This is a genomic window from Kitasatospora sp. NPDC002965, from assembly GCF_040611255.1.
Lineage (GTDB): Bacteria > Actinomycetota > Actinomycetes > Streptomycetales > Streptomycetaceae > Kitasatospora.
Genome location: NZ_JBEXNT010000109.1, coordinates 12786 through 33364, shown reverse-complemented (window position 1 = coordinate 33364; position 20579 = coordinate 12786). Strand labels below are relative to the sequence as shown.

26 protein-coding genes are annotated in these 20579 nt (G+C 74.5%); 25 read left to right on the top strand and 1 reads right to left on the bottom strand.

The annotated features are described in order from the left end of the window. Positions 1-159: 159 nt before the first annotated feature. From ABZY91_RS31565 to ABZY91_RS31540, 6 genes are all read left to right on the top strand, one after another. The gene (locus ABZY91_RS31565; RefSeq protein ID WP_355406343.1) at positions 160-432 is read left to right on the top strand and encodes a hypothetical protein; all 273 of its coding nucleotides are present in this window, start codon (positions 160-162) and stop codon (positions 430-432) included. Between the two features lie 112 nt (positions 433-544). Beyond that, positions 545-1063, top strand: coding sequence for a hypothetical protein (locus ABZY91_RS31560; protein ID WP_355406341.1), 519 nt, complete (start codon positions 545-547; stop codon positions 1061-1063). A gap of 32 nt (positions 1064-1095) precedes the next feature. Next, positions 1096-2940, top strand: coding sequence for a DUF2637 domain-containing protein (locus tag ABZY91_RS31555; RefSeq protein WP_355406339.1), 1845 nt, complete (start codon positions 1096-1098; stop codon positions 2938-2940). 237 nt (positions 2941-3177) lie between these two features. Continuing rightward, positions 3178-3330, top strand: a complete 153-nt coding sequence (locus ABZY91_RS31550) for a hypothetical protein (RefSeq protein WP_355406337.1) — start codon at positions 3178-3180, stop codon at positions 3328-3330. A gap of 152 nt (positions 3331-3482) precedes the next feature. Continuing rightward, positions 3483-3965: a hypothetical protein gene (locus ABZY91_RS31545; protein ID WP_355406335.1), complete on the top strand. Its 483-nt coding sequence runs from the start codon at positions 3483-3485 to the stop codon at positions 3963-3965. Between the two features lie 101 nt (positions 3966-4066). Continuing rightward, positions 4067-4267 carry a hypothetical protein gene (locus ABZY91_RS31540; protein ID WP_355406333.1) on the top strand — a complete coding sequence of 67 codons (201 nt, stop codon included), beginning with the start codon at positions 4067-4069 and terminating at the stop codon, positions 4265-4267. Positions 4268-4526: 259 nt separating this feature from the next. On the opposite strand, the gene ABZY91_RS31535 is transcribed toward ABZY91_RS31540, so the two are convergent. Further along, positions 4527-4940, bottom strand: coding sequence for a hypothetical protein (locus ABZY91_RS31535; protein WP_355406331.1), 414 nt, complete (start codon positions 4938-4940; stop codon positions 4527-4529). Here ABZY91_RS31535 and ABZY91_RS31530 point away from each other — a divergent pair. From ABZY91_RS31530 to ABZY91_RS31440, 19 genes are all read left to right on the top strand, one after another. Next, positions 4908-6833, top strand: a complete 1926-nt coding sequence (locus ABZY91_RS31530; protein ID WP_355406329.1) for a hypothetical protein — start codon at positions 4908-4910, stop codon at positions 6831-6833. The two genes, ABZY91_RS31535 and ABZY91_RS31530, sit on opposite strands and share 33 nt — an antisense overlap. Positions 6834-6855: 22 nt before the next feature. After that, positions 6856-7269 (top strand): conjugal transfer protein TraB, encoded by a 414-nt coding sequence (locus tag ABZY91_RS31525; RefSeq protein ID WP_355406327.1) that lies wholly within the window; start codon positions 6856-6858, stop codon positions 7267-7269. 193 nt (positions 7270-7462) lie between these two features. Further along, positions 7463-9553, top strand: a complete 2091-nt coding sequence (locus ABZY91_RS31520; RefSeq protein WP_355406325.1) for a chromosome segregation protein ParM — start codon at positions 7463-7465, stop codon at positions 9551-9553. An 89-nt stretch (positions 9554-9642) separates the two neighbouring features. Then, the gene (locus ABZY91_RS31515) at positions 9643-9837 is read left to right on the top strand and encodes a hypothetical protein (protein ID WP_355406323.1); all 195 of its coding nucleotides are present in this window, start codon (positions 9643-9645) and stop codon (positions 9835-9837) included. 99 nt (positions 9838-9936) lie between these two features. After that, positions 9937-10419 (top strand): hypothetical protein, encoded by a 483-nt coding sequence (locus ABZY91_RS31510; protein WP_355406321.1) that lies wholly within the window; start codon positions 9937-9939, stop codon positions 10417-10419. 138 nt (positions 10420-10557) lie between these two features. After that, positions 10558-11199, top strand: coding sequence for a hypothetical protein (locus ABZY91_RS31505; RefSeq protein WP_355406319.1), 642 nt, complete (start codon positions 10558-10560; stop codon positions 11197-11199). Positions 11200-11226: 27 nt separating this feature from the next. Continuing rightward, entirely contained in the window at positions 11227-11496 is a 270-nt protein-coding gene (locus ABZY91_RS31500) for a hypothetical protein (RefSeq protein ID WP_355406317.1), read from the top strand. 127 nt (positions 11497-11623) lie between these two features. Further along, positions 11624-12256 carry a hypothetical protein gene (locus ABZY91_RS31495; protein ID WP_355406315.1) on the top strand — a complete coding sequence of 211 codons (633 nt, stop codon included), beginning with the start codon at positions 11624-11626 and terminating at the stop codon, positions 12254-12256. Positions 12257-12323: 67 nt separating this feature from the next. After that, positions 12324-13508 (top strand): DNA polymerase III subunit beta, encoded by a 1185-nt coding sequence (gene dnaN, locus ABZY91_RS31490; RefSeq protein WP_355406313.1) that lies wholly within the window; start codon positions 12324-12326, stop codon positions 13506-13508. Between the two features lie 80 nt (positions 13509-13588). Then, the gene (locus ABZY91_RS31485) at positions 13589-14422 is read left to right on the top strand and encodes a hypothetical protein (protein ID WP_355406311.1); all 834 of its coding nucleotides are present in this window, start codon (positions 13589-13591) and stop codon (positions 14420-14422) included. A 68-nt stretch (positions 14423-14490) separates the two neighbouring features. Then, a complete protein-coding gene (locus tag ABZY91_RS31480; RefSeq protein WP_355406309.1) occupies positions 14491-15237 on the top strand; it encodes a hypothetical protein in 747 nt (248 codons plus the stop codon). Positions 15238-15268: 31 nt separating this feature from the next. Then, a complete protein-coding gene (locus tag ABZY91_RS31475) occupies positions 15269-15502 on the top strand; it encodes a hypothetical protein (RefSeq protein WP_355406307.1) in 234 nt (77 codons plus the stop codon). Positions 15503-15588: 86 nt separating this feature from the next. After that, positions 15589-15837, top strand: a complete 249-nt coding sequence (locus tag ABZY91_RS31470; protein WP_355406305.1) for a hypothetical protein — start codon at positions 15589-15591, stop codon at positions 15835-15837. Between the two features lie 111 nt (positions 15838-15948). Continuing rightward, the gene (locus ABZY91_RS31465; protein WP_355406303.1) at positions 15949-16452 is read left to right on the top strand and encodes an AAA family ATPase; all 504 of its coding nucleotides are present in this window, start codon (positions 15949-15951) and stop codon (positions 16450-16452) included. Between the two features lie 183 nt (positions 16453-16635). Further along, positions 16636-17391 carry a hypothetical protein gene (locus ABZY91_RS31460; RefSeq protein ID WP_355406301.1) on the top strand — a complete coding sequence of 252 codons (756 nt, stop codon included), beginning with the start codon at positions 16636-16638 and terminating at the stop codon, positions 17389-17391. A gap of 146 nt (positions 17392-17537) precedes the next feature. Further along, positions 17538-18077, top strand: a complete 540-nt coding sequence (locus tag ABZY91_RS31455) for a hypothetical protein (RefSeq protein ID WP_355406299.1) — start codon at positions 17538-17540, stop codon at positions 18075-18077. 23 nt (positions 18078-18100) lie between these two features. Then, a complete protein-coding gene (locus tag ABZY91_RS31450; protein WP_355406297.1) occupies positions 18101-18535 on the top strand; it encodes a hypothetical protein in 435 nt (144 codons plus the stop codon). A 189-nt stretch (positions 18536-18724) separates the two neighbouring features. After that, positions 18725-19579, top strand: coding sequence for a ParA family protein (locus tag ABZY91_RS31445; protein WP_355406295.1), 855 nt, complete (start codon positions 18725-18727; stop codon positions 19577-19579). Then, positions 19576-20490, top strand: a complete 915-nt coding sequence (locus ABZY91_RS31440) for a hypothetical protein (protein WP_355406293.1) — start codon at positions 19576-19578, stop codon at positions 20488-20490. The genes ABZY91_RS31445 and ABZY91_RS31440 overlap by 4 nt, the downstream gene beginning before the upstream one ends. Positions 20491-20579: the final 89 nt, after the last annotated feature.

Genomic DNA, 20579 nt, shown 5'->3' with positions numbered 1-20579 from the left:
GTGGAACGGGCCTGGCGGCCGGTCTGGACGGGGTGGCCGAGGCACTGCGCGTCGAACGGGCGCTGTCCGAGGAGATCGCCGCCGAGCTGGCCCTCGGGGAGCCGGGCCGCCCGCGCACCCCGCTGACCACTCCCGCCCCTTTTCGAGGAGGAGAACCCGATGGACCAGAACACCGCCTCCGCCCAGGTGCCCGTCGGCGCCGCGCCGTCGCAGGGCACCCACCACGGCACCCACCACTACGTGATGACGCTCCAGAAGCCGATGGACGGCGGCGGCTACGCCGTCCGCTCCCTCTCGGGCACGTGCACGCCGGGCGCCGGCGCGACCCGCTACGACCTCTACCAGTGGGTGATGGCGGAGATGATCCGCGCCGCCCCGCAGCTCGCCGGCTCGAACGTCATGTTCTTCGACGTCCAGCCCAACCGGATCTGACGCCGGACGCTGTCGCTCGCCGCCGCGCCCCGCCCCCGCACCACCGGGGTCCGGGGCGCGGCGGCGTTCGACGGTGCCCGACGCACCCCGCCACAACCACGAGGAGGACCACGTGTTCCGTCTGATCCGCACCACCACCTGGACCGCCACCCGGCGTCGTCTGCTCGACGTCGAGGGCGAGCTGGAGGCCGCCGCCACCATCCTCGCCGCGCAGGCCGCCGGCTGGGAGCCGCCGCAGCCGCCCGTCGACGGCGACCTGGCCGCCGTCCTGCGCCACGTCGACACCGGGGTCCGCGACGAGGCCGTCTGCCGGGCCGCCGACTTCTCCGAGCGCGACTTCGACGCGCAGAACACGCTCGGGCTGGCGCTCCCGGAGCGGTGGACCGGCTACCCGGACGGCAGTGCCGTCCACTACCTCGGCGACGGCCGGTGGCTGCACTACCACCCCGGCCGCACCCGGCTCCGCACCGTCCGTGCCGGCCACTTCGCCGAGTCCGAGCGGATCTGCCTGCTCGACAGCCACAGCGGCCTCCGGGACCTGAACCCGGTGGCGAGCCTGGCCGCTCTGCTGGGGCTGCTCGGCGGTGACCGCATCAACTACCGCGCCCCGCGCGTCGACCGGCCGGCCTGACCCCGGACGCTTCCCCGAGAGGACGGATCCACATGAGCACGACGCACGAGAGCCCGCCGGTCACCGGCCCGGCTGCGCCGCACGGCGCCGGTTCCGTTCCGGGGCCGCTGCGGAAGCCGGTCCGGGACCGCGGCACCGCCCAGGACCCGCGGCCCCACGCCGCAGCGGCGCGGGAGGAGGCCGGCGCCGCCGGGACACCGGTGGTGCGCATCGAGCTGGCGGGCTGGGAGCAGGTGATGCTGGCCCTGGTGCTGCTGCTCGGTGTGGCGATGGCCGGCATCGGGCTGGCGTCGTCCTACCGGGCGGTCGCGGACAAGGCGCGCCTGGATTGGGGCTGGGCGGAGCACGCGTGGATGCTGCCCGTCGCGGTCGACGTCAGCATCATCGCCTACGGCCTCGGACACCTGCTGCTGATTCGCTTCGAGCGGCCGGCCGCGTGGGTGCGGCTGTTGCCGGTCGGCCTGACCGCACTCACGATCTGGCTGAACTGGAACACCGGCGCGAACGTCGGCGGCAAGGTCAGCCATGCCGGTGTCGTCATCGTGTGGGTCGGCTTCACCGAGTACGCCGCCCACCTGTACGGCGCGCACATCGCCAAGCTGAAGGGCACCGCGCGCGACACGGTGCCGGTACGCCGCTGGATCCTCCAGCCGTACGGCACCGCCGTCATCACCCGTCAGATGTCCCTGTGGGACCTGACCTACCGCGAGGCGCTGGAGCTACACCGCCAGCGCAAGGTGTACGTCAAGCGCCTCACGCAGCGTCACGGGAAGAAGTGGCGTACGGCGGCGACGGCGGACGAGCTGCTGCCGGTCGGCCTCGCCCGGTGGGGCATCACCGTGCAGGAGGCGCTGGACCGGCCCGCGGTCGAGGACGCCGCCGACGCCGTACGGGTCCACGAGGCGGGTGTACGGGCGCGGGCGCTGGCCCTACAGGTGGAGGAGGAAGCGGCTACGGAAGCCCTCCGGGCGGTCCAGCGCCAGGCCGCCATCGACGCCGCCAGGGCCCGGGCCGAGGCGCAGCGCCTGCTCGCGGAGGCCGAGCGCACGACGGCGCAGGCGCAGGCCCGTACGGCCGCCGACGCGGTCGTACGGGCGGCGGAGGCGGCCGTACGGATCGAGGAGGCCAGGGCTACGGCCGAGACCCGGCGCCTGGAAGCCGAGGCCCTCGCCCAGGCAGAGAAGGTCGCCGCCGCCGCCGAGGCGGAGGCCGCCGAGATCCGCCGCAAGGAAGCCGAAGCCCAGCTCAGGTGGCAGACGGAGCAGGACGCGTTCACACGCGAGGCGGCGGAGGCGGCCCGCCTCGCGGAGCTGGAGAGCGCCCGTACGGTGGCCGAGGCGCGTGACGCGATCGCCCGTGAGGCGGCCGAGCGCGACGCCGAGCTGTCCCGGATCCACCGGGGCCGGGCGGAGGCCGACCAGGCCGCCGCCGACCTCAAGAGGGAGACGGCCGTACGGCTGGCGCAGGCGGCCGAAGCCGAGACGGCGGCGGCCGTACAGCAGGCCAAGGCGCTCGTACAGCAGAGCGAGGCCAAGCGGATCACGCAGGAGAACGAGGCCGCCGCGGCTCGCGCCGGCGCCGAGGCGGCCGAGCACAAGCGCCTCCTGGACGAGGCTCTGGAAGCGGCGGCCGTAGCCCAGGGCCGGGCCCGCCGTACACCGCAGGAGCGCGAGGCGTACACCGTCGCGCAGCTCATGCGCGACCACGGCGAGAAGGCCGTCACGATCAGTTACGTCGAGACGGCGCTGAAGCTCACGCACACCACGGCGCAGGACCGCCACAAGCGCGCCCGAACGATCCTCGCCGAGGGCCTGCTCGACACACCGGCCACCGCGACGCACGAGCCGGGCACCGCCGGGGCCGGCGCCCAGGAGTGAGCGGACACAGGCCCGGACGGGGGCGACCAAACCGCCCCCGTCCGGGCCTCCATCCAACCACCTGACCCGCCCCTGGCGGGGCGAACGGCACGTCACAGCACCATCCGCGTCCGGCTGCCCGTAGCCGTCCCCGACCACCCCGAACCGGGGCGGGTGCGGAGGCGGCCACGGCCGTCCGGCCGACACGTACCGACCCGGCCGCCCCGGCCGGAACCCGCCCCACGAAGGAGCCCTCTGTTGAGCGTCACCGCCTACCTGATCGGCCTGGTCCTGGTCCTGCTGGCCATCGCCTGCGTGGTCGCGACCCCTCTCCTGGTGGTCCACGCCCGCACCGAGCACGACCACGGCCCCGACTGCTGGTGGTGCCACCCCCGGCTGCGCCGCCGCTGACCCCCGCCCGTCCGCGTCCGGCTGTTCGTAGCCGTCCCCGACCACCCCGAACCGGGGTGGGTGCGGGGGCGGTCACGGCCGTCCGGCCGACACGTACCGACCCGGCCACCCCGGCCACCCCGGCCGGTCCGAGACCGTCCCTGGAGGACCGCATGAACCCCCACGACACCGAGGACGTCACCGCGCCGCTGCGCGGCATCGCGCAGAGCCCGGAGGCGTTCGCCGCCTACCTCGCCAGCATCCAGCTGGTCCTGCTCGGCATCGCCACCAACCTGGAGACCCTGCGCGACGAGACCCGCGTCCACCTGCGCGCCACCCACGTGGAGGGCGACCGTTTCTACCACGCCCGGCTGCGCGCCCTGCCGGTGGAGCGGGCCCTCAAGGACGTCCTCAGCCACGTCCAGGCCCTCACCCAGGGCCTGGAGAAGACCACGTTCAAGCGCCGCGCCCACGCCGACGACGTGAATTCCCTCCCCGGAAAGCGAAAGGAAAAGGCCCAGGCCAAGGCGCAGAAGAAGAACCGCCCGACCGCCGCGCCCGCCCCGGAAATCGGAAAGGGGGTTCCCGGCGGCCCGGATTCGGGATATGCTGCTCCCGCGTCGATTTACGACCTGGGTGACAGGCGGTCGGCGTGACGCGGCCCCTCACCAGTGCCGAACGCCGAGCGGAATCCCGGCGCGACTGGTATATCGACGAGGAAGCGAAAGCCCGCGAATCCCGCGGCGAGCAGGGCGCGATGGAATTCTGGCTCCGCGTCACCCGCTCGCAGATCAGCAAGGAAGTGAAGTTCGGCCGCACGGACACGTGGGCCGGCTTCGCGCTGGTGCTCCGCCTCTTCCGGGAGGCGATGCGCAAGCGGGCGGCGGGCGACGAGCGGCTGTGGGGCGACCTCCTGCGGTACGCGCAGGACGTCGTGGACCGCACCCCGGGCGCGTGACGATCCGTGACCGACGAGGCCCCGCCGGGCGCCGGCGGGGCCTCGCGCGCGTATCGCGTGCACACGTGCCCGTGCACACGCGTGCACACAAGAGGCCACTGTCTGTCAACCCCCTGCAACGAATGGAGATGACGTGTCCGACGACGATGACGACGGCGCCGGCGGGAGGGTGCTGACGTTCCCCGGCGCGGGTGATCCCTCGTACGTGCCGCCGCCGATCGCGTCCTACCGCGACGCCGTGGCCGAGGAGGAGGCGCATTCACCGGCCCCGCCGGAAAGGCCGGAGGAAAGGACAATGGAACTCCCGGCCGTTCCGGTCATTCCGGCGCCGATGGAACCGGCGGCCGTATTGGCGGCCCACAGGAATGCGGCCACCGCCGTCCATTCCGATTCCGGTGAAATCGGGAATGCCGAATACGAAGGCGGCGAATTCGGGGGCGGCGACTACGTCGTCCAGCGTTCGCTCGCCGACCGGCTCGGTGACTGGCTGGACCACCGCATCGCGATGGGGCAGCGGCGAATGGATACGGAATCCCCGCTCCGTGAGGCCGAGATCGCGCAGCAGATCGCGCGGCTCGAAGCGCAAACGGACCGAGAGATCGGTCTGCTCGGGCAGCAGGGCAAGTTGCGCGAGGCCCAGGTGAAGGCCCAGACGGAGCGGGCGGCGGCGCACGGCAAGTCCGAGGCCGCCGCCGCGAAGGCCGCGGGCAAGTCGTCAGGCCCCGGTGCCGACGGCGGGCGCAGCCGGCCCTCGCCCTCCGGACCCGGCCCGGCCGGCCGCTCCGGCGGCACCGGCGGGACGAACCAGTCCCCCGGGCTCAAGGGCAAGGACACCGGCTCCACCCCCGGGCTCAAGGGCCGGGACACCGGCTCCACCCCCGGCCTCAAGGGCCGGGACACCGGGGCCGGGAAGGGCTCTGGGGCCCCTGCTGGCGGCCGGGAGAAGCCGGGCCCGGGCAAGGAGACCGGCGCCGGTCCCAAGGGCCGTCAGAACGGCCTGGGCGGCCCGGACTCTTCGGGCGCCGGGAAGCCGAAAGCGGGCGGCTCCGGCCCGGCCGCGGAGCGGTCCGGGGGCCGCGGTGAGCGGGCCGCCGCCCGCCAGGCCGCGCAGCAGCAGCGGCGCGCCACCACCCAGGCCGCCGGCCTCACCGACCGTTCCAAGGACCGTGACCAGGCCCGCGAGCGACGGCAGGCCCAATGGCAGGACCGCCGCGCGAAGAAGGCCGAGCGCGCAGCCGAGCGCAAGGCGAAGAAGGAGGCCGCGGCGGCCGATCCGGAGCGCACCACCCTCGGTGCGGCGGTCGCGCAGCAGGCCCGGCACCGCTGGGACAAGCGCCGCAAGGCCGCGAAGGACGCCGAGAAGGCCGAGCGGAGGAAGGAGCGCGAGAAGGCCGTCGGCGCCGATGACCCGAAGGCCGACCTGGCCAAGGACACGGCGAAGGCCGCGAAGGACACGGAGAAGGCGAAGGCCGCCGAGGAGAAGGAGGCGGAGAAGGCGAAGGCGGCCGAGGAGAAGGAGGCGGAGAAGGCGAAGGCTGCCGAGGAGGCCCGGCTCGCGAAGGAAGCCCGGGAGGAGGAGAAGGCGAAGGCCGCCGAGGAGAAGGAGGCAGAGAAGGCCCGGGCCGCCGAGGAGGCCCAGCTGGAGAAGGAGGCCCGGGAGGCGGAGAAGGCGAAGGCGGCCGAAGAGGCCCGGCTCGCGAAGGAAGCCGAGAAGGCGGAGAAGGCGAAGGTCGCCGAGGAGAAGGAGACGGAGAAGGCCCGGGCGGCGGAAGAGGCCCGGCTGGAGAAGGAAGCCCGGGCGGCGGAGAAGGCCCGGGCGGCTGAGGAGGCGCGACTCGCGAAGGAAGCCGAGAAGGCCCGGGCCGCGGAGGCGGCGCGGCTCGCGAAGGAAGCACGGGAGGCGGAGAAGGCGAAGGCGGCCGAAGAGGCCCGGCTCGCGAAGGAGGGGCCGGCCGGGCCGGTGTTCGTGTCCTCGTTCCGTACCGACCGTCCCGGGCCGGGGACGGCGCCGCCCGGCGGCGCGGCGGACGCGGACATCGCGGACGCGGTGATCGTCGAGCCGCAGGCTCTGCCCCGCGCCCCCGAGCCCCACACCCGGCGGCCCGGCACCACCAGACCCGATCCCCAGGAGGACACCGTGACCACCGCGCAGCCCGCGCACGTGCCGGAGCAGCGCACGATGCCCGCGCAGCACCGCACCGACATCACGTTCGACGAGTACCTGGTGGACATCGCGAACATCGCGCTCGCCGCCGGTATCGACAAGGACCAGGCGCAGGAGCTGGCGACGGCCTTGGGCCTGGTCGCGGACGCGCTGCGGGAGATGGCGGCCGATCTGGTCGCCGACCACAACATCGCCACGCGGGTCACCGACCAGATCGTGGATCTGGCGGACGCCGCGGCCGAGATGAAGATCCAGGCGCAGCGGTGCGCGGAGGAGTGCGAGCTGGCGGGGGAGGCCGCGACGGTGGCGGCCGTCGCGGTGGCCCGCGTCTACCGGGCGGACATCGACGCGATGGACGAGGCGGGTCTCACCGAGGCCTCCTCCGCCGCCCACCACGACTAGCAGAAGGCAGGGAGGAACGCTGATGAGTGAACTCGACGGGCGGCCGGAGCGGGCGGTGGCGCCGACGGACGGTGACAACCGTTTCAAGGCGGTCCAGCACAAGCTCAAGACGTTGGGCACGGCGATGGACGGCGCCGCGACGGAGCTGGAGGCGTTGCAGCGCCGGATGCGCGCGAACGGGGACCGGACCCTCCAGCTGGCCGAGCAGATCGCGTACGCCGAGCTCGACGAGAAGTTCGTCGAGATGACGAACATGGTGTCGCTCGCCCTGGGCGGCGCCATCGTCGAGATCCGCGCGTTGCAGGAGACCGCCCAGGGGGTCGCGGCGCTGGCCCACGAGACGCGCGCCGCGCACTCGGCGTTGTACGGGGGGTTGGACGAGGTCCGCTCCGGGCGGCGCGAGCGCACCCCCAAGCCAGCTTTTTTCGCCCACTGAACGCCCCCGGCCCCGGCCCGCCCCGGGACCGGCCCCGGCCCGCCCCCGGTCCGCCCTCGGGCGGTCCCTCGGGCGGTCCCTCGGGGCCGGCTTCGTCCGAGCCCCTGTTTCTCACCCCGGCCCCCCGTTTCGAAGGGCGGTCCCGCCGACCCGGCGGGGCCGCCCTTCGCCTTCCCCCCCAGGAGAAAAGCCCGTGTCCCTTCCCCGCAGCGTCGCTCTGGAGCGCATCGCGTACACGCTGGCCGCGCCGGTCCTCGCCGCGGCCCCCAACCTCGACCCCCAGGGGCCGGTCAGCACCGTCATCGTGCTCGCCGGCGTGGCCGGCGGCGCCGCCTCCCTGCACGCCCTCGGCAAGGGGGACGGTGCAGGGCGCCGGCTGGTGCGCCTGTCCCCGCTCACCCTGGCCGCCGCCCTCGACCTCGCCGCCAAGTCCACCCCGGGCTGGGGCTGGGACGCGCTGATGGCCGCCGGATGGCTGGCGGCCGGCTGGACGGTGCTGCCGCTGTCGCGCGGCGCCCGGCGCCGGGTGCGCCGCGCCATCACCGCCCCCGCCCCCGTCCCGCGGCTCGCCGCCGCCCCCCAGGCGCCGGCGCCCGCCGATGACGCGGACGCCTTCACCCGCGGCGTGCGGGCCCTGTGGGAGCGCGCCGGCAGCCCGGGACGCACCCGCGTCGTCAAGGCCTCGCGCCACCCGGGCATGCCGCACGACCTGACGATGCTGCTGCGCGCCTGCGAGCCGGGCCGTCCGATCTCCGGCCTGCGTGAGGCCGACATCGCCGCCGCGTTCGGCATCACCGACGCCAAGGAGGTCATCACCCTGCTCCCCGTCACCCAGCAGGCGGGGCGTCAGGGCGGGCCGGGCTGGCTGGAGGTGCGCCTGACCCCCGACGAGGCCCAGCGCCGGCGCACCGCGCCGAGTGACCACGAGCGGTGGGCCGACACGATCGGGACCAAGGGCATCCCCGGGTCGGTGTTCGTCCGCAAGGTCCGCAACGATCAGCGGGGCGTGACCTACTGGACGGCGCACCTGCCCGACGGGGTGCCCGAGCCGCGGATCGACCAGGTCGCCCTGTGCAAGGCGATGGAGGTCTCCTCCGAGGACGGCCGGGTGTTCGTCACCACGGCCGGCTCGGACATCCTGGTGTCGGTGTGGGACTCCTCACCGCTCGCCACGGTGTACCCGGCCACCCGGGACCTGCTCACCCCCGACGCCGAGGGACGCTGGGTCGTGGGCTACCTGCCCAGCGGCCAGCCGGCCCGCAACCGCGTCCACACCGACCGGGGCGCGGCCCACGGCCTCCTGGTCGCCCCGTCAGGCGGCGGCAAGACCCAGCTGATGGCGCTGTTCGTCTGCGCCGACGCGAACTACGGCGCCGTCGTGTGGCTCGCCTCGCAGGCCCCGGACGAGAAGACCACCACCCTCGGCCGGTTCGTCGACCGCCAGGGCACCGGCGAGCTGTACATGGTCCGGGCCATGCGGGCGGCGCTCGCGCTCATGGAGATCCGCTCCGCGATGCCGTGGGCCGACGGCCGGCTGCACGACTGGGACCCCCGGCTGCCCGGCTGCCCGTACGCGCCGCTGTCCGTGTACTGGGACGAGTTCCTGACCGCCGCCCGGGAGGGCACCTACGGCCCGGCGATCATGGACGGTGCGGAGGAGATCTCCGTCAAGGGCCGCAAGTACGCCATCGGCGAGAAGATCGCCGGTCAGAGCTTTTTCGTGCAGGACGGCTTCACGCAGCTGCTGCGCGAGAACCTGTGCGAGAACTGCATCCCGGTCGTGCTGAAGGTGGCGCCGAAGAAGATCACCACGGTGTTCCGCGAGCTCGGCATCGCGAGTGAGGACATCCCCGACCCGCTGCCCCGCAGCTTCTCCAAGGCGGAGGAGGGGCGCATCGACCGGATCATGCGCGGCGAGCCGGAGCCCCCCAACGACTCCAACACCGGCGGCGTCGGCTGGATCGTCGAGAGCCGCAAGCCCGAAGTCCTGCGCACCCTCTACATCAACTTCGCCGAGCCCGTCGACCACCTCTTCCCCGAGACGATCACCCGGCTCACCGACCACGAGATCGCCGAACTCGACGCACGCGGCCTGTGGTTCGACTGGCAGAACGAGCCCCCCCGGCCCGGCGAGTTCGGCCCCGAGACCGACGACGAGAACCAGGGCGGCGGCTCACCCCGCCCGGGCAAGCCCCGCAGCGGCGGCAAGGGCGCCCCGCGCCACGACACCGTCACCTCCCCCCGCCAGGCCCTGGACGCCATCAAGCACCTCACCGGCGCCTGACCCAACGACAGCGCGGTGGTCCGGACGGGGCCCGGACCACCGCCGCGCCCTGCCCGCCTCACCCCACCAGCCACCCGCCAGGAGTACCCGTGGTCCTCTCCGCCTCCCTCGCCGTCGTCTTCGGCATCCTCACCGTCCTCCTCTACCGCAGCGGCGCCGTCCGCGCCCTGCCCGGCCTCACCCTCGTGCTGTTCGGCTTCACCCTCGCCTCCACCGGCCTGGGCCCGACCATCACCCGGTTCCTCACCGGCCTGGTCCAGCTCATCGGCAGCATCCGCGTCTGACCGCCACCCCACCCGCGTCAACGACCGACCACCACCACCCGCCCCGTGCCCGCCGCCCGACCCGGTCGGCGGGCACAGCCGTCCCCGAAAGGACACCGCATGACCAACCGCCTCATCATCGGCAGCACCGGGTCCGGCAAGACCCGCGGCCTCCAACTGCTCATCGACGTCCACGCCGCAGACCCGACCACCGCCGTCTGGGCCATCACCCCCACCCCCGAGCTGGCCGGCGCCGACCGGCACGTCACCCCCGACGGCGCCGAGCAGCTGCTGACCGAGCTGCTCGCCGAGGCGGACAAGCGCCTCGCCCGCGGCCACGAGCACACCCCCACCCCGGACGAGCCGCGCATCCGCCTGGTCGTCGACCAGGTCGACCACATCCACGAGCAGCTGGGCAGCAGCGCCCCGCTCGGCCACCTCCTCAGGCGCCTGGTCGTCACCGGCCGCAGGGCCGCCGTCGACACCGTCCTCACCGCCTCCACCACCCACCTGGACACCTGGCCCGACGGCCTGCGCCAGCACTTCGACCAGCACGGGAGCACCGAGACCCTCCCCGACCGCCGCCAGACCGACGAGGACTGACCGGCACCCCGAACGCCCCGACTCCCGGCCCCTCCGGGGGCCGCCGGACCCGCCCGCCACCGGGCCGGTCCGGCGGTCCCAGAAGGCGCCGCGGCGCCCCCCGACCGCCCTTTCCCCGTGCCCTCGAAGGAGACCACCGTGCCCAACCCCGACACCGGCAGGCCCGCCGACCCGCAGGTCATCCTCCTGGAGCCCGGCTACCTGCCGTCGACCGTGGACGGCGAGATCGTCGCCGTCCCGATGAGCCTCGACCACGGGGACGCCACCAGCGTGCCCGCGCTCGTCGACGGCCAGGCCGCCGCCGTCCCCGTCTACGACCCGATCGCCCAGCTGAAGGAGATGACCGCCCGCCTGGCCGCCGACAACGCGGCGGCCAGGCGGGCCCAGGCCACCACCCCGGCGCAGCCGGTGGCCGATGCGGGCCTGTCGCTCGCGGTGCGCCAGTACGTCCTCTACGGCTCGATCGCCTCCCTGGCGGCGGGCGGCGCGGTGTGGATGCTCGGCGCGGCCGTCGCCGAGGTCGCCCCGCACGCCGACGCCCTCGGCGACCTCCTCAAGTGGGCCGCCGTCCTAGTCGCCGCCGTCGTGCTCGGCGTGGCCGGCCTGCTCGGCAAGCTCCGCTCCGCCGCCGCCGGCACCGGCGCGGGCGCATCCGCGTCCGCGAGCGGTGACGGCGCGTCCGCGACCGGCACCGTCCTGGCCCTGGTCCACCGCACCCACCAGACCAGCATCGGCCGCCAGTCCGCCGGGTGGCGCGGCTCCATCACCAACAACGGCTGAAGCCGAAGCCGAAAGGGCTGACGAACCATGACCGACCCGACCGACCCGACCGGTGCGCCCGCACCGCGCCGCTTCCGCGTGCACACCGACGGGTGCGACCCGCAGGACTGCACGCTCCACCCCGACGGCCGCATGACCACGGAGCTCGCCGGCCGGACCCTGGTCAGCTGGCTGACGCTGGAGGACATGCTGGAGATGAACTGGGCCGACTCCCGCATCGAATGGGACGTCGAACCCGCCGCCCCCGCCGCTCCTTCCGTCCCGGAGCCCGCCGCACAGGCCCTCCCGATGTTCTGACCGGCCGACCGGTCTCGTCCCCGGCCCGCACCGCGCCCGCCCCGCCGCATTCCGGCCGGGCGGGCGCGGTGCGTCCGGGGGCGGGCCCGGCCGCCCGGCCGACACCGCGCTCCACCTGGAGGACGTCGTGAGCATCACCGCCACCGTCACCGCCGACCCGGCCGGCCCCGAGGAGATGGGCGCCGCCGCGGTTACCGCCATCAGCCAGGCCCTGAAGGCCGCCGCCGCGAACCGCCCGCCGGTCGACCGCCAGGCGCCCTGGAGGATCACCGGCACCCCCTACAGCGCCGCCCGCCTCACCGTCGGCGACCTCGCCGCCCGCATCGCCGGCCTGCCCGACCACCTGCTGGTCGTCTCCGGCGTCCCGGCCTGGAACCGCCGTGCCGCCTGGCCGGTGCGCTCCACCGCCTGGGACGGCGCCTTGGTCCTGCACACCAGCGCGCCCGAGCCCGACCCGAACGCCCTGGCCCTCGACCTCCACCTGCCCCTGCCCACCGCCGACGGCGAAGCGCCGACCGAGCAGTGCGCCGCTCCTCGCCGCACGGCCCTGATCGGAGTGCTGACGGTCGGCGACCTCGCCCGGGTGCTGGCCGGCCTGCCCGGCCACGCCCCGGTGATGGCCCTCGTGCCCGGCTGGGCCGGCACCGACGAACTCGTCCTGGACCACGCCGACGACTACGGCGACTGCCTGCTCGTCGACACCGCCTACCCCAACTGCGAGCCCTTCGGCCCCGACGACGTCGAGGACGCCGAGGCCTGACCCCGCCCCTCCCGCGCGATACGCGACCGATCCCGCCCGGCACCACCACACCCTGAAAGGCACCAACGTGAAGCTTCGCCTGCCCGTCTCCGCCCTCGCCGACGCCGTCTCCTACACCGCCAAGGCCCTCCCGGGCCGCACGCCGGTCCCGGTCATGCTCGGCATGCTCCTGGCCACCGGCGACGGCGGCCTGCGCCTGTCCGCCTGCGACGGCGACGTCTACACGACCGCCACCGTCTCCGCCGAGATCGCCGACGACGGCACCGTGCTGGTCCCGGGCCGGCTCCTGAACGACATCTGCTCCCGCCTGCCCAAGGCGGCCGACGTCGACCTGGAGCTCGTCGACGACGGTGCCCGTCTGGTCGTGGGCTGCGGCAGCGCGCGCTTCACCCTGCCGACCCTGCCCGTCGACGAATACCCCGCCACCGTCGCCCTGCCGGACGCGGTCGCCACCGTGCAGGCCGACGTCCTCGCCGACGCCGTCGCCCAGGTCGCCGTCGCCGCGAGCACCGACGCCGCCCTGCCGGCGCTGACCGGCATCAAGGTGCGCCTGGAGGGCGACCGGCTCCACCTGGACGCCACCGACCGCTACCGCATGGCCCACAAGGAACTGACCGTCCGCCCGACCGGCACCGTGCCCCCGGCGAAGCGCGGCAAGAAGAAGGACGGCGACGACCAGACCGCGGCGCTGGTGCCCGCCAAGAGCCTCGCCGAGGCCGCGAAGGCCCTGGAGGGCGAGCACACCCTCACCCTCCACTGGTCGCAGGGCCTGCTGGGCCTGTCCATCCCCGGCGGGCGCACCTACACGACCCGCCTGCTCGACGGCGAGTTCCCGAGCCTGGGCGGCTTCTTCGAAGGCGAGTGGCCGATGACCATCACCGTCCCGGTCGCCGAGGCCGTCGCCGCCATCCAGCGCGTCGCCCTGGTCGCCACCCGCAACACCCCCGTGCGCCTGGTCGTCGAGCGCGGCGGCGAGCAGCTGCGCATCGAGGCCGGCTCCGGCGACGACGCGCAGGCCAGCGACCGCATCCCCGCCCACACCACCGGCACCGACACCGACGGCGCCGCCGACGGCATCGTCCTCGCCTTCAACCCGACCTTCCTCACCGACGCCTTCAAGGCGCTCGGCACCTCCGAAGCCGAGCTGTACGTCCGCCACCCGCACAAGCCCGCGCACCTGGCCGGCCGCCTCGGCGACGGCATCGACGCCACCTACCAGCACCTGGTCATGCCGGTCCGTCTCTCCGGCTGATTCCCACCCCGCCCCCTTTCCGGGCCGGCCGCGTCGGCGCGGCCGGCCCGGCGCCCCGCACCCGAAGGAGACACCACCCCGTGTTCGACCCCTGGCCCGACGACCGACCCGTCAACGCCCGCTGGCTCGACCTCGCGGAGCGCGGGCACCTCTCCTACGACCGCGACCGCTACCGCATCCACGGCATCCCCAACAACGTCGTCGAACTCATCTGGGGCGGCCTGCTCACCGACCACCCCGACGGCCCGCGCCTCACCGACACCGGCCGCACCCGCCTCGCCGCCGAGCGCGCCCGCGACGACCACGACACCGGCGCCCGCCAACCCGACGCCATGCCGCCGCTCGCCGCCGCCTGGGTCCGCGAGAACGTCTGGCCGCCGTCCTGGCTGAAGAACTTCAACCACATCCCCGGCCCGCTCATGGACTGCCCCTGCCAGGGACCGCCGTCGAGCGAGTGCCAGGCCGGCCGCCACGGCGAATGCCGCCACGACGGCAGGCCGATCCGCGAGACCGTCATCCAGGCCGGCCCGAACCGCCACGCCCGCCACCCCGAACCCCACGCCCATCCGTCCGCGGACCTGCGCTCCGGCGTCAACGACCTCGCCTGGGTATGGCGCGCCGGACCGCCCTGCCGCCTGCTGTGCCGCTGCGCCTGCCACCACGAGAAGCCGCTGATCCGGCAGTCCGCCGGCGAGACCCGGCCGGGCTGGTGGTGGGTGAACTGCTGCGGGCGGATCATCACCCGCCGGGAGTGGAGCGACGACGCCTGGTGCCGCACCGCCGGCGACGCCCAGGCCCTCGCCGACTGGCACATCGCCGGAGAGAAGGGCCCCGCCCCCGCCGACTCCCCCGGCCTGCCCGACCCCGCACCCGCCCGCCCCGGCGCCGGCCGCGAGCAGCTCACCTTCTTCTGACCCCCGCCCCGACCCACCGCGCGGCCGGGCGCCCGCCGCTTGCCCCTCTCCGAGAACAAGGACCCGCCATGACCCCGCACCAGGACCCCACCCGGGCGACCGGCCCCGCCTCCGGCACGCTGCGCGAAGCCGCCGCCCGCAGCGCCCGGCGACTCACCGCCCCCGGCGGCCGGCTCGACCGGCGCCGCCGCGAGCTGACCGCCGCCCTCGACGACTGGGACACCGCCGAACGCTGGGTGCGCGCCCTCGCCTACACCGTGGCCCTCGCCGCCGCCGCCCTGGTCCTCGGCACCGCGAGCGGCATCCTCCTCCAGGCCGCGGCCGCCGTCATCGGCGCCGTCCACCTGCCCGAGCACATCCCCGGTGAAGGCGACGGCCTGGCCGCCGCCATCACCGGCCCCGTCCACACCTACCTCGCCGCCCACACGCCCGCCCCGCTCACCGAGGCCACCGCCTACGGCGCGTGGAAGACGGTCGGCCTGGTCGCCGGCCTGCTGGCGTTCCTCACCCGGGGCGCCGTCGCGCGCGCCGGCTGGACGGCCTGGTCGGTCGCGTCGCTCGCCATGGTGTGGAGCGCCGCGGACCCCGCCGGCCGCCCGGTCGCCACCGGCCTGACCGCCGCCGCCCTCACCGCCGCGAGCCTGTTCGCCCTGCGCGGCATCAGCTTCAGCCTGCGCCCGACGGTGACCACCCACACCGAGGTGGCTCCGCAGATCACCATCCAGACCCCCGAGCCCACGCCCGCCCCGGCCCCGGCCCCGGCCCGGCTCGCCGTGCTCCCCAACCCGCCCGGACCGTTCGACCACCGCCACTGAGCCGACCACGACGACCAGGAGCAGCCCGCCCGTGACCGAACCCGCCCTCCCCCACCCCGTCCGGCTGACCGCCGTCATCGCCCAGCGCGCCCAGGCCCTGGCCGCCGACGTCGCCCAGCTGCGCGCCGACGCCGACCGCCTCGCCGCCGGCCTCGCCCGCGGCGTCAACACCACCGACACCGAACGGCTCACCGTCCTGGCCCAGCGCATCCACGCCCAGGCGTCCCGGATCGAGGGCCTGACCGACGCCCGCAGCCTCACCTGATACCCGCACCGCCGGGGCCGGCACCCCACCCCACCGCACCGGCCCCGGCGGACCACCACACACCGCCGATTCGAAGGAGTCCCACGTTGTCCTGGGCGATATCCCGCGACGAGCAGATCGCCGCGCTCTACCAGAGGCTCCAGCACCGCTCCGCGATCCTGGCCGGCCTCACCCCCGGCACCCCCTCCCACACCGGGATCCAGGCCGAGTGCGACGCCATCCACGCCGAGATACGGCGCCTGGAGACCTCCCGCAGCATCTCCCCCAAGGCCCTGCTGCTCGTCGTCGGCATCACCGCGCTCCTCCTGTGGAGCCTCCTGACGTCCGGGCGCTGACGCCGCCCACCACCGCGCCCGTCTCCCCGGCCCGCCAGGCCGGGACGGCGGGCGCCGTGGTGCGCGGAGCCGGCCGCCCGGCCGACACCGACCACCCAGGAGGAACCCGCCGTGACCACCACCACCACCACCCGCGAAGACCTGCTCGGCCCGGTCGAGCCCGGCGACCTGGTCGTGATGATCGGGGCCAGCGGCTCGGGCAAGTCGACCTTGCTGCGCTCCTTGCCCGCGCACCAGATCGTCAGCCTGGACCGGCTCCGCGCCCTCGCATCCGAGCCCGGCGACCAGGACAGCACACCCGACGCCGTCCTGCTCCAGCACCAGATCCTCGCGATGCGCCTGCGCCGTGCCAAGACGGTGGTCGTGGACAACACCTCGGTCGAGGCGCAGCACCGCCTGCAACTGGTGGAGTTGGCGCGCCAGCACGGCCGCCGTGTGGTCGCGGCCTGGGTGGACGCTCCGCTTCGGACCTGTCTCGCCCGCAACAGCGCGCGCCCGGACCACCAGCGCGTACCGGAGGCGGTCGTGCGCTGGCAGCACGCGATGGCCCGCGCCGCCCGGCACAGCCTGCCCGGCGAGGGCTTCGACGAGATCCGCCACCACCGCACCGCCTGACCGGACGATCACTCCGCTCACCACCGCGCCCCGCCCGCCGGCCCGCCAGGCCCGGCGGCGGGGCGCCGTGGTGAGCGGCGCGGCCGCCCGGGCCCGCACCCGCAAGCGGTGCGGAGCCACCCTTCGGGCCCTGGACCTGACCCGCCACCAGCCACCGCACCACCCACCGGAAGGACCCCCGGAATGACCGAGCAGACCACCGACCTGCGGACCCGCGCGCTGCGCGCCCTTCTCGACCTCGCCGACCCGGCCGCCAGCGTCGCCGCCGGAGCCGCAGCCGGCCTCACCACTTACCGCGTCCTGGCCGCCCGTCCCGCCGAGACCCGCACCACCCTGGCGCTCGCCGCGGCCGCGCTCACCGCGGTGCTCGCCGACCAGCACACCCACCACCTCCTGGCCCCGCTCCGGGCCCGCCTCGGCGTCGCGCGCCACCCCGCGCCGACCGCCGCGGTGCCGTCGCTGGCGCAGCTCGCCCAGGACTCCACCGCCAACTTGGCGGCGAGGGCGGCCGGCGGCGCGATCCACCTCGACCACGGCTCCGGCTGCCTTACCAGGCCGCAGAACTGGCAGGGACAGCCGGACGGCACGGCGACGTGCGAGCTCGCCCCCGGTGCGTACCTGCTTTACCAGCCGTCCGGCACGGACAGCGGACTCGCCGAGTACGCCGGTCGCCCGCGTTACTACGAGCTGGTCGCCGACGGTGAGTACCGCGTCGTCGTCACCACCGTCACCCAGCTCGCCGATCTCCTCCAGCGCCACGCCGACGGCCGCCCGCTCGACGGCAGCGACGAGGACGACCCGTGGGCCCCGGCCCCCGACCGGGACGCCGCCACCTCCCGGGCCTCCCGCACGGACGACGACGACCCGGAAGCCGACGAGGACCAGGACGACGACGACCGCGACCAGGAGGCCGACGCCTGGGCCGACGGGACCCTCTAGCACCACCCCGGCCGGCAGATCCGGCAGCCGGCCCACCTCTTCCACACCCGCATCGACCCGCCGCCCACCGCGCCCGACCAACCCGCCACCCACCCGGTCCGGCCCGCACCGCGCGGGCCGGACCGACCCGTCGAAGGAGCCACCCCATGACCGCCGTCGCCCCGATCCCCCGCCGCGGCCTGTTCGCCACCGACCCCGACCAGCGGCTGCGCCCCGGCACCCCCACGACCGACTGGGAGCTGTGGCTCACCGGACCGAACACCCTGCTGACGATGCCCGACCTCGCCACCGCCCTGATGGCCGCCGCCGAACACAACGCCCTCGCGGCCGACATCGACGACGGCTCCCCGCTCCAGCCCGTCACCTACGCCCTGGTCCTCCACCACGGCTACGCCTGGCGGCGCGAGGGCGCGGCCCGTTCGGGCGCCGGTGTCGCCGTCCCGTCGCTGTGCTGGACCGCCACGTGCGGCATCTGCGGCGACACCCCCGAGGACGAGTTCATCCCCCACCACGACACCCCCGAGGCCGCCGCCGACGACGCGGCTGGCAGCCGCGAGTGGGGGCAGTTGCCCGACGGGCGGCTGGTCTGTGACCGCGACGACGACGCCCACGACGAAGCCCGCGCCCAGGCCGCCGCCGACAGCGACGTCGCCGCGCCGGACGAGAACCAGCTCACCTTCCTGTAGACCCCGGCCCCGAGGAGGACCACGTGCACCACGTCATCGCTCCCACCCCGGACAGCCCCGCCAGCCAGGCCGTCGGCCTGGACCTGGATGGCACCCTCACCCAGCCCGGCCCCTGGCTGGGAGGCCGAATCGGCCTGCCCCAGCCCGGCGCCATCGAGGCGCTGCGCACCCTGGCGCGGCATCGGGCGGTGTTCGTCTACACCGCCAGGCCGACCCGGTGGTTGCCGGAAGTGGCCGACTGGGTCACCTGGTACTCGGGCCTCGAAGCGTTCGTCGACCCGTCGCCGGAGCGGGCCTACTGGACGTCCTCGGGCGGCACGATCCTGGTCACCAACACCAAGCTCGGCGCGGCCGCGTACGTGGACGACCGCGCGGTCCACCACGCCGGCGACTGGAGTGACACCCTCGCCATCGTCGGCCGCGCGATCGGCCTGGACCGCGTGGCCGTCCCGGCCTGACCCCCATGTAAGGGCCCGACCCCGGCATCTGAGCCGGGGTCGGGCCCTTACGCGTTTCCAAGATCATTCTTGCCCAATTGTGCAAAAACGATCTTGGTCGAGTGGGGTGTCGACACCGGGGAGCCACTCTCCAGGGGGTGTCGGGAGGCGGCGCCCTGCGGCGGCGGCGTCAGTGGCTATCGTCCCTGCATGACCGAAATCGCAACGGCGCCCCTCACCGGCGTCCCGTCCTTGCCCGGCCCGCGCCCGGGCGAGGCGTACATCATCGCCATGTGCAACCAGAAGGGCGGCGTCGGCAAGACGACCACCACCATCAACCTGGCCGGCGCCCTGGCCGAGCACGGCAAGCGCGTCCTCATCGTCGACTGCGACCCGCAGGGCAACGCCACCATGGCGTGCAAGACGGCGATGCTCGACGCGGACAAGGGCCCCACTCAGGCCAGCATCCTCCTGGAGATGGGCGACCCTCGGACCATCATCGCCGAGACCAAGGTGCCGGGCATCGACATCCTGCCCGCGTCGATGGACATGATCTACCTGGCGGCCCGGATGCGAGAGAGCGGCATCAGCATCTCGCTCTACAGCGACCTGCTCGCCCACGTCCGCCACCTCTACGACGCCATCCTCCTCGATCTCCGGCCGGGGATCGACACCGACACCGATGGGCAGACGGCCGCCGCGGACGCCGCGATCATCCTGGTGGACGTCGACGAGTGGGCGATGAAGGCAGTGCGAATGCAGACGGCGCAGCACATCACCGTCATGCGGAAGGCGAAGCGTCCCGCCGACGACCTCACCATCCTGGGCCTGGTCATCGGGCGCATCGTCAAGCCGATGGGTGACATCGACGCGAGGATCTACCGGCAGCTCCAGCAGCACCCGCGGATCCGCTGCATCGGCGAGGTACCGATCCGGTCGACCGACCTCAAGGAGAGCCGCGCCGTCGGCCTCCCCGTGGTCCAGCACCGGCCCCGGACCGACACCGCCAACTTCTTCCGCGAGATCGCCGTCAACGCCGGCCTGGTGAAGAAGGCGGCGGCATGAGCGGCGACTACGAGATTGACGGCTGGGACGACGACGAGGCCACCGAGGCCGCCGTCAAGACCCTGGAGAACACCTCCCGGCGCGCCGCCGAGGAACGCCGCTCCGCAGCCGACCAGGAGATGGCCGAGCGCATCAAGAAGGCGGTCGACGCCGCCCGGCCCGGTCTCGACAAGGTCCCCGACCCGGTCGAGCCCTCCGGCGACGGCGACCTGACCCCGCAGGAGGAGGAGCGCCTGGCCGCCTGCGTCGCAGGTGTCGAGCTGCTGTCCACGGCCTACTGGGTGGCGGGCAAGTCGCTGGACACCATGGCGGTCGGCCGGCTCTTCCGCCGCCTCCCGCACAAGCTGGAGCCGTCCCGCTGCTACGCCACGATCGAGGAGTGGGCGAGCGTTGAGCACGGCATCAAACAGTCGAGGGCCAGCAAGCTGCGCGCCGGGTGGGAGCTCGGCGAAGTCCTCAACGCCAGCGGCTACAAGGCGCCCGAGGGCCAGGTCCGCGAGCTCGTGCCGCTCAAGAACCGGCACGGCCTCAAAGTCGCCGTCGGGGTCTACCAGCTGGTGGTCACCGCCGTCGGGGCCGACAAAGTCACCGCCGAACGGATCCGCGAAACCGTGCGGATGCTGTCCGGCGACCTGGCCCTCAGCGACGCGGACACCCCGGAAGTCATCGTCCACACGCTGAACGAGGCGATCGGGTCGGCTGAGCCGCCGCAGCCGAAACCGTCCGCGGCTCTGCCGGCCGAACTCAAGCGGGACGTCGACCGCCGGGCCGTGGCCCTTGCCGACCGGCTCGACCGCGGGCGCATCGACCGGCAGGTGGTCCTCGGGCACCTGCTCGCCGCCTTCGCGGACGAGGACGACAGCCGGGTCTTCGATGCGGTCTTCGACCGGATGAAGAAGGCCTCCAGCTGACCACGGCAAGAAAGGGCGCCCGGCCAAATGTGGTGGCCGGGCGCCCTCTTGCGTACGGAACGGCACCCTACCCGAGCCCTCCGACAGCA

Excerpts from the sequence above, each read along its gene's own strand:
- ABZY91_RS31445 (WP_355406295.1), top strand. The coding sequence starts at position 18,725 with ATGACCGAAATCGCAACGGCGCCCCTCACCGGCGTCCCGTCCTTGCCC.
- ABZY91_RS31455 (WP_355406299.1), top strand. The coding sequence starts at position 17,538 with ATGACCGCCGTCGCCCCGATCCCCCGCCGCGGCCTGTTCGCCACCGAC.
- ABZY91_RS31460 (WP_355406301.1), top strand. The coding sequence starts at position 16,636 with ATGACCGAGCAGACCACCGACCTGCGGACCCGCGCGCTGCGCGCCCTT.
- ABZY91_RS31500 (WP_355406317.1), top strand. The coding sequence starts at position 11,227 with ATGACCGACCCGACCGACCCGACCGGTGCGCCCGCACCGCGCCGCTTC.
- ABZY91_RS31525 (WP_355406327.1), top strand. The coding sequence starts at position 6,856 with ATGAGTGAACTCGACGGGCGGCCGGAGCGGGCGGTGGCGCCGACGGAC.
- ABZY91_RS31565 (WP_355406343.1), top strand. The coding sequence starts at position 160 with ATGGACCAGAACACCGCCTCCGCCCAGGTGCCCGTCGGCGCCGCGCCG.
- ABZY91_RS31480 (WP_355406309.1), top strand. The coding sequence starts at position 14,491 with ATGACCCCGCACCAGGACCCCACCCGGGCGACCGGCCCCGCCTCCGGC.
- ABZY91_RS31545 (WP_355406335.1), top strand. The coding sequence starts at position 3,483 with ATGAACCCCCACGACACCGAGGACGTCACCGCGCCGCTGCGCGGCATC.
- ABZY91_RS31510 (WP_355406321.1), top strand. The coding sequence starts at position 9,937 with ATGACCAACCGCCTCATCATCGGCAGCACCGGGTCCGGCAAGACCCGC.
- ABZY91_RS31440 (WP_355406293.1), top strand. The coding sequence starts at position 19,576 with ATGAGCGGCGACTACGAGATTGACGGCTGGGACGACGACGAGGCCACC.
- ABZY91_RS31555 (WP_355406339.1), top strand. The coding sequence starts at position 1,096 with ATGAGCACGACGCACGAGAGCCCGCCGGTCACCGGCCCGGCTGCGCCG.
- ABZY91_RS31540 (WP_355406333.1), top strand. The coding sequence starts at position 4,067 with ATGGAATTCTGGCTCCGCGTCACCCGCTCGCAGATCAGCAAGGAAGTG.